Source organism: Klebsiella sp. RHBSTW-00215 (assembly GCF_014103785.1).
Lineage (GTDB): Bacteria > Pseudomonadota > Gammaproteobacteria > Enterobacterales > Enterobacteriaceae > Klebsiella.
Genome location: NZ_JABXQS010000001.1, coordinates 5,706,573 through 5,720,398, shown reverse-complemented (window position 1 = coordinate 5,720,398; position 13,826 = coordinate 5,706,573). Strand labels below are relative to the sequence as shown.

Below are 13,826 nucleotides of genomic sequence, written 5' to 3'. Positions count from 1 at the left end.
AGATACACTTACTGCAGGAGTCCGTTATGAAACTGATGATGATCAATACCGATGAGCGTCGCTGGCAGGCTGTATGCGAGCGCGATGTTCGTGCTGATGGGCAGTTCATTTTTGCCGTGCTGACCACCGGCATTTGCTGTCGTCCGTCCTGCCGTTCACGGCGGGCGCTGCGGGAGAATGTGCGTTTTTACCCCACCGTTGAAGCCGCGCTGGCGGCAGGGTTTCGCCCGTGCAAACGCTGCCAGCCGGATAAAACCGATCCACAGCAGCAGAAAGTGGAAAAAGTGGCCGCGGCCTGTCGTCTGCTGGAGCAAGAAACGCCGATAACCCTCGAAGTGCTGTCCCGTGAACTTGCGGTCAGCCCCTTTCATTTTCACCGTCTCTTTAAATCCGTTACCGGAATGACGCCCAAAGCCTGGCAACAGGCCTGGCGCGCGCGCCGTTTACGCGAGGCGTTGGGTCAGGGGCGGACGGTTACGGACGCTGCTTTGGCGGCCGGTTTTCCGGATACCAGTAGCTACTATCAGCAGGCTGATGCCGCGCTGGGAATGACCGCCAGCCAGTTTCGCCGCGGCGGCGATGATACCGATATTACCTGGGTATGTGACGACGGCCCGCTGGGACGCTGCCTGGTGGCTGAAAGTGAACGAGGTATATGCGCCGTGCTGCCGGGTGATGACGATACGTCGCTACTTGAGGAATTAGGCAAAATATTTCCCAATGCACATCTGCAGCCTGGCGATGACGTTTTTCATCAGCGAGTCGCTCAGGTATTTGCGCATCTTAACGACCATCGCCAGCTAATCTCTTTGCCGCTGGATCTTCGCGGCACCGCTTTTCAGCTTCAGGTCTGGCAGGCTCTGCGGCAGATCCCGGCGGGAGAAACGCGTAGCTATCGTCAGGTTGCGCAAAGTATTGACCGTCCCCGCGCGGTCAGGGCGGTGGCAAGCGCCTGTGCCGCCAACAAGCTGGTAATGGTTATCCCGTGCCATCGGGTGGTTCGCGAGGGCGGGGCTCTGTCCGGCTATCGTTGGGGAATCGCGCGTAAAGCATTACTGCTAGCGCGCGAAGCGCAAACTGAGGAGAACTGATGCTCGATCTTTTTGCCGATACGCCGCCCTGGCAAGAGCCGCTGGCACCGGGGGCGGTAATTTTACGCCGCTATGCTCGCGAACGCGCCCCGGCCTTGTTGCTGGCCATTACTGATATTGCCAGCCGTTCGCCTTTTCGTCAGATGGTGACGCCCGGCGGCTATACGATGTCGGTCGCGATGACTAACTGCGGCGAATTGGGCTGGACTACCAATCAGCACGGCTATCTTTACTCTCCCGAGGATCCGCTGACGGGCAAATGCTGGCCGCCGATGCCGCCGCTATTGCGCGAGCTGGCCACAGAGGCCGCTTCTGCGTGCGGTTATGAGAGATTTGCGCCTGATGCTTGTCTTATTAACCGTTATCAACCGGGGGCGAAGCTGTCGCTGCATCAGGATAAAGACGAGCACGATCTGCGCGCGCCTATTGTCTCTGTCTCACTGGGGCTCCCGGCAGTGTTTCAGTTTGGCGGTAAACAGCGTAACGATCCGCTCCGGCGGATGCTGCTGGAGCACGGCGATGTGGTGGTTTGGGGCGGTGAATCACGGCTGTTTTACCACGGTATTCAGCCGCTGAAAGAGGGGACTCATCCCGACACCGGTAGCTGCCGCTATAATCTCACTTTTCGTCTGGCAGGCAATAAAGAATAAAAATAAGAATTATTCTTGCTGTCATCGGCGAGCAGTTTAAACTGCTGGCTGTTTTTGCTTGCCCGGGTTGTCTTATGGAACTTCTTCTTCTTGTCTGGCGTCAGTATCGTTGGCCGTTTATCTCCGTCATTGCTTTAAGTCTGCTCAGCGCGGCGCTAGGGATCGGGCTCATTGCCTTTATAAACTTGCGCCTGATGACCATTGCCGATACCTCGCTGACGGTGTTGCCGGAATTTTTGGGCCTACTGTTGCTGCTGATGGCGGTCACGCTTGGCTCACAACTGGCGTTGACGACGCTTGGGCACCACTTCGTCTATCGTCTGCGCGGCGAATTTATTAAACGTATTCTTGATACCCAAATTGAGAAGATTGAGAAAATCGGCAGCGCGTCGCTGCTGGCCGGTTTAACCAGCGATATTCGCAATATCACTATTGCTTTTGTGCGCCTGCCAGAGCTGGTGCAGGGGATTATTCTGACCTTCGGTTCCGCCGCTTACCTGGCCTGGCTGTCGGGAAAAATGATGCTGATCACTGCGCTGTGGATGGCGTTAACCATCTGGGGCGGCTTTATGCTGGTGTCACGGGTCTATAAACATATGGCCTCGCTGCGTGAAACCGAAGACAAGCTGTATCACGATTACCAGACGGTTCTCGAGGGGCGTAAAGAGCTGACCCTTAATCGCGAACGCGCTGAATATGTGTTTAACCAGCTGTATCTTCCGGATGCGCGTGAATATCGCCACCATATTGTTCGCGCCGACACCTTCCACCTGAGCGCGGTGAACTGGTCGAATATTATGATGCTGGGCGCAATTGGCCTGGTCTTCTGGATGGCTAATAGCCTCGGGTGGGCCGATACCGCCGTGGCGGCAACCTACTCTCTGACGCTGTTATTTCTGCGCACGCCGCTGCTTTCCGCGGTTGGCGCGCTGCCAACGCTGCTCAGCGCCCAGGTTGCCTTCAATAAGCTGCATAAGTTTTCCCTTGCGCCGTATCGCGCTGAATTCCCCCAGCCCCAGGCGCACCCCCACTGGCAGACTCTGGAATTGCGCGATGTCGCGTTTCATTATCCTGATAACAGCTTTGCCGTGGGACCGATTAATATGACCCTCAAGCGCGGTGAACTGGTGTTCCTGATTGGCGGTAACGGCAGTGGCAAATCGACGTTGGCCATGTTGCTGACCGGTTTATATCAGCCAGTTTCCGGGCAGATCCTGCTCGACGGTCAGCCCATGGCGGCAGATAAACCGGAAGATTATCGTAAGCTGTTTTCGGCGGTATTTACCGATGTCTGGCTGTTCGACAGGCTGCTGGGCCCGGAAGGGAAAACGGCGGATTCAGCGCTGGTAGACAAGTGGCTGGGTTATCTGAAAATGAGTCACAAGCTTGAGCTGGATAACGGTAAAATTCTCGACCTGAAGCTGTCGAAGGGGCAGAAAAAGCGCGTAGCGCTGCTGCTGGCGCTGGCGGAAGAGCGAGATATCATCATGCTGGATGAGTGGGCGGCGGATCAGGATCCACATTTCCGCCGTGAATTCTACCAGGTGTTGCTGCCGCTCATGCAGCAAATGGGAAAAACCGTTTTCGCCATCAGCCACGATGATCACTATTTCCAGCATGCCGACAGGCTCCTGGAAATGCGCGGCGGCCAGCTATCGGAGCTGACGGGAGAAGATCGCGTGCTGGCAACCCGCGATGCGGTCGCTCGTACCGCCTGATTGAGATCTATCCCGGAGGCGCTCGCCGACCTCCGGGAATCCCACCAACTGCTGTTTTTTCCATCGACTGAATTCATAGCGGTTATTATTTCCGCCTCCTCGCGCTATGCTTAAGGCTTCCGGCCTGCTGGTCGGCCAAATATCGTTACAAGGATTGACTGACCGATGTCCGTTTTGCATAAAAAAAGCGCCAGATTGCGCGACGAAGAGCGCGCCCGTCTCATTTGGTTGCTGAGCACCGATAAAGCCGTCACTTCCTCATTGCTGGGTAAATTAACCCTGGCTGAACGCTACGATGAAGGCACGTTGGCTGATGATCTGGCCGAAGTGGAAGTGCTGGTTTCTCACCTTCCGCCTCCGGACCTTGCCGATGCGCTCGAAGCGTTGCCTTACGACGCACGTAACGCGCTCTGGCGGCTGGTAGCCGATGATAAACGCGGCGAGGTGCTGCTCGAAGCTTCGGAAAGCGTCTGGGGCGATCTCATCGAAGAGATGAGCGACCATGACCTGCTGTTTGCGCTGCAAAATCTCGATATTGATGAACAGGTCTACCTGCTGCAACACTTACCGCGTGATCTGACCGGACGCCTGCTGGCGACGCTGCCTGCGGATAAGCGTGCACGTATTCGCCAGATGATGCGCTACGCCGATAATACCGTCGGCGCGATCATGGAATTCGAGGTCATCACCGTTCGCCCGGAAGCGACACTTGCGGCGGTACAGCGCTACCTGCGGCGGCTAGGCAAAATGCCGGAAAACACCGATAAGCTGTTTGTGACCACCCGCAACAAGCTGCTGCTGGGCGAACTGGAATTACAAACCATCCTGCTTAACAATGCGCAGAAGCGGGTAGGGGAAGTGATGGAGGGCGATCCGGTCACCTTCCAGCCGCATGAAGATGCAGAAAAAGTGGCGCGAACGTTTGAACGTGATGACTTACTTAGCGCCGCCGTTATTGATGCTGACGGCAAGTTAATGGGGCGTTTGACCATCGATGAGATCGTCGATGTGGTCTACGAAGAGACCGACAACGATTTACGCCGAATGGGTGGTTTGAGTAACGATGACGACGTGTTTGCCCCGGTGAGCAAAGCGGTGAAAACCCGCTGGGCCTGGCTGGCGGTGAATTTGTGCACCGCGTTTATCGCCTCCCGCGTCATTGATGGTTTTGAACATACTATTTCGCAATTGGTCGCTCTGGCCTCGCTGATGCCAATTGTCGCTGGGATCGGCGGCAACACCGGTAATCAGACAATCACCATGATCGTCCGTGCGATGGCGTTGCAGCACATTCAGCCGGGAAGTTTCACCTTTCTGATTCTGCGCGAAATGGGCGTTGCGCTGATCAACGGTATCGTCTGGGGCGGGATCATGGGCGCCATAACCTGGTGGCTGTACGACGATCCGCAGCTTGGTGGCGTGATGACGCTGGCAATGATGCTGAACCTGCTGATGGCGGCGATGATGGGTGTGATTATCCCGATGGTGATGGTCAAGCTGGGACGCGATCCGGCGGTCGGCTCTAGCGTAATGATTACCGCTATCACCGACACCGGTGGATTCTTTATTTTTCTTGGGCTGGCGACGATTTTTCTGATGTAGCCTGCGGTTTATTGCGCAGGCGGCGGGGAATCAAGGCCATTGAGACCAGACCCGCCAGAACGCCAATCGCCAGATTGCTGGTGCCGACGGTCGCGCCGACGGTCACCAGCATCACCAGCGTTTCCGGCCACGGATTATGCGCCAGCTCAGTCGGACGAATACTGTGCCAGCTAAAGGTTTTCACCGCCACAATCACCATCACCCCGGCGAGAACGGCCATCGGAATTTTTGCCATCACTTCGCTTAATGCGGTCACTAACAGCAATAGCACCAGGGCAGCGGCAATCGTGGAGACGCGGCTGCGGGCTTTGCCCATTTCGACGTTAACAATGGTCTGGCCGATCATCGCGCATCCGGCAATGCCGCCATAAAACCCGGCAAGAATATTGGCAATCCCCAGACCAGCGCTCTCACGCGATTTACTGGAAGGGGTATGGGTCAGGTCATCGACTAATTTAGCCGTCAGCAGCGACTCCATCAGGCCGACAAAGGCGATACTGAGCGCACAGGGCCAGATAATTTGCAGCGTTGTTAAGTCCAGCGGCACTATCAGGCTGGTCAATCCGGGTAATCCGCCACCCATCGGACCCTCATCGCCAACGGTAGGCAGCAGCTGGCCGCTGAAAACGGTAAACAGAGTCAGCAGAACGATAGCAATCAGCGGCGAGGGGATGGCCTTGATGTAGCGCGGTGCCCACAGCACAATCAACAGCGTTAAAACAAACAAGCCGATAATCAGCGGCTGCTTGCTCCAGAAATGCGGTACCTGGGCGAAAAAAATCAGGATCCCTAGCGCATTGACGAAACCGGTCATCACCGCCTGCGGAATAAAGCGCATCAGGCGCGCCATACCGCATACACCAAACAAAATTTGAATCATCCCCGCAAGAATCACCGCAGGCAGAATATAGCCAACGCCATGTTGGTGCACCATTGGCCCGATGACCAGCGCGACTGAACCGGCAGCGGCGGTGACCATGGCCGGTCTACCGCCCAGTACCGACATCGCCAGACACAGCACCACAGAAGCGACCAGGCTAACTTTTGGGTCAACGCCAGCAATAACGGAAAAGGAGATAACCTCGGGGATCAGGGCTAGTGCGGTCAGCACGCCTGCCAGGGTTTCGCGCGTCAGTAGCGCGGGCGAACGCAGTATCTGGCTTAATGTGCCAGCGTTGCCGATGGTAGCGGAATCAGAAACAGGGGGCATAAAAAAAGTTCGCAGATTATAAAAAAACAGATGTGGTATCAGCCGATGCTTTCGTGCGGTCTGTCACAAAACCGGGGATGATAGCGCGGAAACAGACTTCACACCAGTACAAAATGTGATTTGTGGTACACATTTATTAAACATTTTTATAACAGATCTCAAAGCTAAACTTAAAATTTAAACAATATTTAAATTTTTTTTCTTCAGTGTTACCTTTGAAGCCGAGAATCGTTTCACCTGCGCTATATAACAAAAGCGAGTAAAAGTAAGGCTCAAATTCGATGAAGAAAAAGATGGCCGTACCCAGCTCACAGGCGGTTGGTTCCAATAACACTCGGACCAACACCCGCCATGAGCAAGAGACGGATGTATTGTTGATCGGCGGCGGCATCATGAGCGCCACGTTGGGAACCTGGCTCCAGGAACTGGAACCAGATTGGTCTATTACCATGGTCGAGCAGATGTCCAGCGTCGCGGAAGAGAGCTCAAACGGCTGGAACAACGCGGGGACCGGACATGCCGCGCTGATGGAGCTGAACTATACGCCGCAAACTGCTAACGGAATTAATATCGATAAAGCGGTTGATATCAACGAATCCTTCCAGATTTCTCGTCAGTTTTGGGCCCACCAGGTGACGCGCGGCATTCTCAATAAGCCGAAATCCTTTATTAACAGCGTGCCGCACATGAGCTTTGTGTGGGGAGAGGATAACGTCAACTTCCTGCGCGCTCGCTACGCGGCTTTGCAGCAAAGCGAACTGTTCCGCGGCATTCGCTACTCTGAAGATCATCAACAAATTAAACAGTGGGCTCCGCTGGTGATGGAAGGGCGCGATCCGCAGCAGAAAGTGGCCGCCACCCGTACGGAAATGGGTACCGACGTCAACTACGGTGAAATTACCCGTCAGCTGATTGCCGGGCTGAAAACTCATGAAAATTTCTCTCTGCAACTGGGTACGGTGGTGCGCCGCTTTAAGCGCAATGCCGACAAGAGCTGGACCGTGACGCTGGCGGATGCCAACAATCGTCATCAGAAACGCGTCATCAAAGCCAAATTTATCTTTATCGGTGCTGGTGGTGCGGCCCTGACCCTGTTGCAGGAAACCGGTATTGCGCAGGCCAAAGAGTATGCGGGCTTCCCAGTCGGCGGGCAGTTCCTGGTGTGCGAGAACCCGGAAGTGGTCGAGCATCACCTGGCGAAAGTCTATGGTCAGGCAGAGGTGGGCGCGCCGCCGATGTCGGTTCCGCATATCGACACCCGTATTATCGACGGTAAGCGCGTGGTGTTGTTTGGGCCGTTTGCCACCTTCTCAACGCGTTTCCTGAAAAACGGCTCACTGTGGGATCTGCTGGCCTCCACTAATACCTCGAACATCATGCCGATGCTCAACGTGGGCCTGGATAACTTCGATCTGGTGAAATACCTGATTAGCCAGGTGCTGCAAAAAGACAAAGATCGCCATGCGGCGCTGTGCGAGTACTATCCTGAGGCGCGTAAAGAAGATTGGCGCTTATGGCAGGCAGGTCAGCGCGTGCAGATTATCAAACGCGATAAGAAGATAGGCGGCGTTCTGCGTCTCGGAACCGAAGTGGTCAGCGATGATGAAGGGACGGTGGCAGCGCTGCTGGGGGCATCGCCAGGGGCTTCTACCGCCGCGCCGATTATGCTGCAGCTGATGGAAAAAGTCTTTAAGGACAAAGTCGATTCAGCAGCCTGGCAGGCGAAGCTGAAAGAGATAGTGCCGAGCTACGGTACGCGTCTGGATGGCAATGCGGCAGAAATCGAAAAGGCGCTGGCGTGGACCAGTGAAGTGCTGGAGCTACACTATGAGCCGATTACCGTGGCTGATGATGTTCCGCAGGCGGAGCTGAAGCCGCTGCCGGAAGGCAAACCTATTGCTGATATTGCGTTGTAACCCATTGTCCGGCGGCTCAGGCCGCCGGATTCTATCCTCAGGCATTAACGTTCTACGGCATTGCCGATGGTCTCGTCCGCTCTCCAGATACGATATTTCACTTCAATGTTAGCCGGGGTATACACCACGATAGGCAGTTTGCTGTTGTAGCGCAGCATTCCTGCATCACCCAGCCCTGCGGTCACAAATTGCTGCTCTTTTTTACCGTCCGGGCAGGCCATCATTGTTGAGATCGGCGAGGTCACTTTATCAAATACGTAGTAGTCGTAGCCCCAGCCTTCAAGGGTTTTGCTTTCTAGTTGACCGCCCAGGCGGTGACGATTGCAGTCGACTTCCAGCGTTTGGCCAATCATCAGCTCAACTTTCAACACCGATTCATCCTGCTGTTGCGGGAGCTGAATCACCTGACGCTTCATCCCTTTTTCAGCCTGCGGGTAAGGGGCGATTTTTTCCAGCGGCTGTTCTGCGGCCAGGGCGCTGGTGGAAATGCAGGCAACGGCCAGCAGGGAAACGGCGAACGTAGTGATTTTTTTCACGTGAGTAATCCTTTGTTATCAATCCTCAACGGGATAAGAGTAGCATCACTGCGCTGAATGGTAAGTGTTATTTACCAAAATTTTCATAATTACTAGTTATAAATTCTGCTTTGGTTTCGTGGGCGTACCACACTATTTTTAGCACTCTGGACTCCATGCGTTGAAGCCATTATTGATGAGTGGGATTTTTACGTTGATTGTAGTCAAAAAATGAATTAATTAACCTATGAAATTATTTCATTCGATATTTTCCTCGGCAATAAACTAAAATGATTCATAAATGGAATTAATAAAAACGGAATTGTTATTTTATGTGACTAATTGATATGAGTGATGGTAGATGAAAGTGAATAAAGTTTTACTGGTTGTCGTGCTGGGTGTCTCTTCGGTCTTGATGGGGTGTACCTCCGAGTCTCAGCGGCTGGCAAACTGCGAAGCCAAAGGTATTTCCAAAGACAGCTGCTATTTAGCGGAACAAAACCGTCAGGCTACTATGAATGCGGCCTATGAAAAGCAGGCGTTAGAAAACGCCGCCGCTGCGGTGCAGCATGGCCAAAGCGCGAAGGCGAAAACGAAGCATTTTGCCGGTATGGAGATCAAAGGTACCAGTACTGGCTTGAGCATTGATGGTAAACCGGCGGCAGTTATCGAGAAGAATAAAGACGCAACCGTTTATCAGCAGGGGCTTTATAATTTTATCGTCTACGCCAATGGTAAGATCGCTGTGACTCAGGATGGCGTGTTTAAGGGCTATGCCAAGTAATCAGTTAAGCCATGGCGTCAAACAGAGCGAAATATCTTGAGGAACCTCGAGTAAACTTTGCTGGTTCAATAAAGATGCTAATTCGTTGCGCGGTAAGAGCAAACGGCACCGTACGATTCCCTCGCCCCTTTGGGGAGAGGGCTAGGGTGAGGGGCTGGCAGGATATAAAAAGGCAGAAAATTCTTTGTTCTGGTCTAGTAAAAGTTGACACCCCTTTAAGCGGCAACCTCATATTCGTTTGGCGAAAGACCACCAAGATGGGTATGAGGTCGCCACATATTGTAGTATTCAATGATGTATTTACTGATGTCCCGCCTGGCACTTTCCGCATCCTGATAGCAGCGCTCTTTCACCCACTCTGATTTCAGACTGCCAAAAAAACGTTCCATAACTGCATTATCCCAGCAATTTCCACGCCGACTTTGGCTTAGTTCCACACCATTACTTGCAGCATAAGCCCGCCACTCGCTGCTGGTATATTGCCTCCCCTGATCTGAATGAACCAACACGCTGCCTTTCGGTTGTCGCAACAGTTTCGCCAGGTGCAATGCCCTCAGCGCTAACCCCGCCGTCATTGTTTTTGCTACATCCCAACCCACGACTTTACGCGAGTAAAGATCGACAACTGCAGCCAGATAGCACCAGCCCTGACGTGTCGGGATATAAGTAATGTCAGTCACCCATTTTTTATTTGGTGCTTCAACGCTAAATTCCCGACCGAGATGGTTAGGCATTGCGGCGCTTATATCGCAGGCATATAAATACTTACGTCGGCGCTGGCGGCTCGATAGCCCCAGCTTTTTCATCAGACTACGGGTCGCATATCGTCCGAGATTAAAGCCTTCTTTGCGTAACACCATGCTCAGTGTTCTGCTCCCAAGACTGCCGCGACTCGCCTTCCAGCAGGCTAACGCATAGGCATCCCGTTCGGCATTTGATGATGTCTCAGGACGATGCTTTGCCTGAAGCCAGCGATAAAATCCGTTGCGGCTCACCGACATGGTTCGACAAAGCAGCGCCACTGACCAGGTGAGGCGCTGCTCATCGATAAAAGCGAACCTCAGCGTTGCTCTTTTGCAAAGAAGGCTGTTGTAGATTCAATTGGTCAACGCAACAGTCATGTGAAAACATGGGGTTGCGGAGGATTTTTGAATGAGACGGACATTTACAGCAAAGGAAAAAGCATCTGTTTTTGAACTGTGGAAGAACGGAACAGGCTTCAGTGAAATAGCTAATATCCTGGGTTCGAAACCAGGAACAATCTTCACTATGTTAAGAGATACTGGCGGCATAAAACCCAATGAGCGCAAGCGGGCTGTAGCTCACCTGACGCTGTCTGAGCGCGAGGAAATACGAGCCGGTTTGTCAGCCAAAATGAGCATTCGTGCGATAGCTACTGCGCTAAATCGTAGTCCTTCGACGATCTCACGTGAAGTTCAGCGTAATCGAGGTAGGCGCTATTACAAAGCTGTTGATGCTAATAACCGGGCCAACAGGATGGCGAAAAGACCAAAACCGTGCTTACTGGATCAGAATTTACCGTTGCGAGAGCTTGTTCTGGAAAAGCTGGAGATGAAGTGGTCTCCTGAGCAAATATCAGGATGGTTAAGGCGAACGAAGCCGCGTCAAAAAACACTGCGAATATCACCTGAGACAATTTATAAAACGCTGTACTTTCGTAGCCGTGAAGCGCTACACCACCTGAATGTACAGCATCTGCGCCGGTCGCATAGCCTTCGTCATGGCAGACGCCATACCCGCAAAGGTGAAAGAGGTACGATCAACATAGTGAACGGAACGCCAATTCACGAACGCTCCCGGCATATCGATAACAGACGCTCTCTGGGGCACTGGGAAGGCGATTTAGTATCAGGCACAAAAAACTCGCATATAGCCACACTTGTAGACCGAAAATCACGTTATACGATCATTCTTAGACTCAGGGGCAAAGATTCTTTCTCAGTGAATCAGGCTCTTACCGACAAATTCCTGAGCTTGCCGCCTGAACTCCGGCAATCACTGACATGGGACAGAGGAATGGAGCTGGCCAGGCATCTGGAATTTACTGGCAGCACCGGAGTTAAAGTTTACTTCTGCGATCCTCAGAGTCCCTGGCAGCGGGGAACAAACGAGAACACTAATGGGCTAATTAGACAGTACTTTCCCAAAAAGACATGCCTTGCCCAATATACTCAACATGAGCTGGATCAGGTTGCAGCTCAGCTAAACAACAGACCAAGAAAGACGCTGAAGTTCAAAACACCGAAAGAGATAATTGAAAGGGGTGTTGCGTTGACAGATTGAATCTACAGTGGCCTTTTTTAGGATTTCCTTCTGCTGCCTGAGCTCTTCATTTTCAGCGCGCAGCCGACGTAATTCGGCTTCAAGTTCGCTGCGAGGTCTTTCCCCCGATAGCTCAGTTTGCAGGGATTGCTCATAAGCAACGACCCAACGACTGATATTCTGATCGGCGACGTTGAGCTGACGGGCAACTTCAACACATGAAAACCCTTGTTCACAAACAAGTTTGGCGGCTTCGATCTTGAATTCTTTGCTGTAATTTTTGCGTGTAGTTCTGGTCATAGGCACCTCCGTTTCAGGGATTATATCCCCTTAAGTCGGTGTCACCGATTATTAGACCAGAACACTTTTTAATTACAGAGTATTAACCCTCACCCCAACCCTCTTCCTTAAAAAGGGAGAGGGAGCACAACGAGCCAACACTATGTTTCTGGGGATCCCTCAGGGGAAATTTCTCTCTATTTGTTGAGGGGCGTTCGCTACTCCTCGCGGTTTTTTCCCTCTTCCAAAAAATCCTCATCGATCTCATCGATATTCCCGGCGTGATCGCGCCCGGAGAGAAGGTTCCAGCAAGCGATAAACAGCGCGGCAATCAACGGGCCGATAACAAAGCCATTGATACCATAGATTTCCATCCCACCAAGGGTAGATATCAGGATCAGATAGTCCGGCATTTTGGTATCTTTGCCCACCAGCAGAGGGCGGAGGATGTTATCCACCAGACCTATCACTATCACGAAGAAGCCAACGATAAAGGCACCTTGCCATATCTGTCCGGTGGCAAAAAGATAGATAGCCGCCGGGACCCAGATAATCGCGGAGCCCACCGCGGGGATAAGCGACAGAAATGCCATCAGCGCACCCCACAAGATGCTGCCATCAATACCGACAATCCAGAATGCCAGTCCGCCAAGCGCGCCCTGGGCAATCGCCACCGCGACGGTTCCTTTTACCGTTGCCCGCGCGACGGCGGCAAATTTGGCGAACAGGTGCTGTTTAACGTGATTTGACAGTGGCAAAGACTCAAGAATTTGCCTCACCAGCTGCGGACCATCTTTCAGCAGGAAAAACAGTAAATAGAGCATGATGCCGAAGCTGACGGTAAAACCGAAGGTCCCTTTGCCAATCAGGAATGCGCTTCCGGCAAGATACTGACCCCCTTTTAGGGCAACGTCAGAAAGCTGCTGCTGAATTTGGTCGGCGCTATCCAGGTTATGCTCAGAGAGGAAGCTGCGGGCCCATTCCGGCAGGTGGGCAAACAGGCTGGCGACTACCGTCGGAAACTGAGTGTCGTTGTGCTGTAGCTTGGTGTAAACCACATTCAATTCAAAGGCCAGCGACGAGAGAATAATCGCCAGAGGGGTGAAGACGATCAGACAAATAATGACGACGGTAAGCAGTGACGCCAGCCCGTTGCGCTCATTCAGGCGGCTACGCAGTTTGTTCTTAACGGGGTTGAAGATGACCGCCAGAATCGCCGCCCATAAAATAGCTGAATAATAAGGGGAAAGAACGTCGAAAAACGCGAGGGTGACGATCAGCAGAATCAGGATGAAAAATCCTTTTGTAAGTCCATTAACTCTCATGTAAATCCTTCAGGGAAATGATGTGTACCCGTCATACTTCAAGTTGCTTATGTGTTGGCTACGCTCGCTCACCCCAGTCACATAGTTATCTATGCTCCTGGGGACTCACTCCCTTGCCGCCTTTAAGCAACTCGAATTATTTAGGGTGTATACCATAAAATAATAGAAGTTTTTCCTCGATTTACAATCGGAGTGGTGGCGGTTTCTTGATAAAACAGATGGGATCATTGAGCATTAAAAAACCCGCAAACTCAAAGAGAATGCGGGTTCTTAAGGGGGACCGGTCGTTGAAACAACTTACCGATGAATGATTTGGTCGGCACGGAGAGATTCGAACTCTCGACCCTCGCCACCCCATGACGATGCGCTACCAGGCTGCGCTACGTGCCGATTTGTGGGGAACAATATTACCCGTTCCCCAACTGAATGCAAGCCGGGATATGACTGATTGAT

Annotated in this window: 12 protein-coding genes and 1 tRNA gene; 7 read left to right on the top strand and 6 right to left on the bottom strand. The window is 52.6% G+C overall.

Annotated features, from left to right (window positions below):
- The first annotated feature begins 26 nt into the window (after positions 1–26).
- The 4 genes from ada (at position 27) to mgtE (ending at position 5,061) form a co-directional block, all read left to right on the top strand.
- On the top strand, positions 27–1,091 hold the full coding sequence (ada, locus tag HV127_RS27220; RefSeq protein WP_182240038.1) for a bifunctional DNA-binding transcriptional regulator/O6-methylguanine-DNA methyltransferase Ada: 1,065 nt from the start codon (positions 27–29) through the stop codon (positions 1,089–1,091).
- Positions 1,091–1,741 (top strand): DNA oxidative demethylase AlkB, encoded by a 651-nt coding sequence (gene alkB, locus HV127_RS27215; RefSeq protein ID WP_182240036.1) that lies wholly within the window; start codon positions 1,091–1,093, stop codon positions 1,739–1,741. The genes ada and alkB overlap by 1 nt, the downstream gene beginning before the upstream one ends.
- Positions 1,742–1,815: 74 nt before the next feature.
- Complete coding sequence (locus HV127_RS27210) at positions 1,816–3,459, top strand: multidrug ABC transporter permease/ATP-binding protein (RefSeq protein ID WP_182240034.1); 1,644 nt, start codon at positions 1,816–1,818, stop codon at positions 3,457–3,459.
- A gap of 165 nt (positions 3,460–3,624) precedes the next feature.
- Positions 3,625–5,061 carry a magnesium transporter gene (mgtE, locus tag HV127_RS27205; protein WP_110272333.1) on the top strand — a complete coding sequence of 479 codons (1,437 nt, stop codon included), beginning with the start codon at positions 3,625–3,627 and terminating at the stop codon, positions 5,059–5,061.
- Here mgtE and HV127_RS27200 read toward each other — a convergent pair.
- Positions 5,024–6,271, bottom strand: coding sequence for a SulP family inorganic anion transporter (locus HV127_RS27200; RefSeq protein ID WP_142512997.1), 1,248 nt, complete (start codon positions 6,269–6,271; stop codon positions 5,024–5,026). The two genes, mgtE and HV127_RS27200, sit on opposite strands and share 38 nt — an antisense overlap.
- Positions 6,272–6,552: 281 nt before the next feature.
- Between HV127_RS27200 and mqo the strand changes: the two genes are divergently transcribed.
- Positions 6,553–8,187, top strand: a complete 1,635-nt coding sequence (mqo, locus tag HV127_RS27195; protein ID WP_182240032.1) for a malate dehydrogenase (quinone) — start codon at positions 6,553–6,555, stop codon at positions 8,185–8,187.
- A 44-nt stretch (positions 8,188–8,231) separates the two neighbouring features.
- Here the strand turns inward: mqo and eco are convergent, their stop codons facing one another.
- Entirely contained in the window at positions 8,232–8,723 is a 492-nt protein-coding gene (gene eco / locus HV127_RS27190) for a serine protease inhibitor ecotin (protein WP_182240030.1), read from the bottom strand.
- A gap of 340 nt (positions 8,724–9,063) precedes the next feature.
- Between eco and HV127_RS27185 the strand changes: the two genes are divergently transcribed.
- The gene (locus tag HV127_RS27185) at positions 9,064–9,486 is read left to right on the top strand and encodes a hypothetical protein (RefSeq protein WP_182207411.1); all 423 of its coding nucleotides are present in this window, start codon (positions 9,064–9,066) and stop codon (positions 9,484–9,486) included.
- 215 nt (positions 9,487–9,701) lie between these two features.
- On the opposite strand, the gene HV127_RS27180 is transcribed toward HV127_RS27185, so the two are convergent.
- Entirely contained in the window at positions 9,702–10,550 is an 849-nt protein-coding gene (locus HV127_RS27180; protein ID WP_228727538.1) for an IS3 family transposase, read from the bottom strand.
- A gap of 88 nt (positions 10,551–10,638) precedes the next feature.
- Here HV127_RS27180 and HV127_RS27175 point away from each other — a divergent pair, with 88 nt between their 5' ends.
- The gene (locus tag HV127_RS27175) at positions 10,639–11,790 is read left to right on the top strand and encodes an IS30 family transposase (RefSeq protein WP_064562008.1); all 1,152 of its coding nucleotides are present in this window, start codon (positions 10,639–10,641) and stop codon (positions 11,788–11,790) included.
- Here HV127_RS27175 and HV127_RS27170 read toward each other — a convergent pair.
- The 3 genes from HV127_RS27170 to HV127_RS27160 form a co-directional block, all read right to left on the bottom strand.
- Positions 11,710–12,069, bottom strand: a complete 360-nt coding sequence (locus HV127_RS27170; RefSeq protein WP_182240028.1) for a transposase — start codon at positions 12,067–12,069, stop codon at positions 11,710–11,712. The genes HV127_RS27175 and HV127_RS27170 overlap by 81 nt on opposite strands.
- A gap of 197 nt (positions 12,070–12,266) precedes the next feature.
- Complete coding sequence (locus tag HV127_RS27165) at positions 12,267–13,373, bottom strand: AI-2E family transporter (RefSeq protein WP_182240026.1); 1,107 nt, start codon at positions 13,371–13,373, stop codon at positions 12,267–12,269.
- Positions 13,374–13,686: 313 nt separating this feature from the next.
- Positions 13,687–13,763: transfer RNA gene (locus tag HV127_RS27160), tRNA-Pro, on the bottom strand.
- Positions 13,764–13,826: the final 63 nt, after the last annotated feature.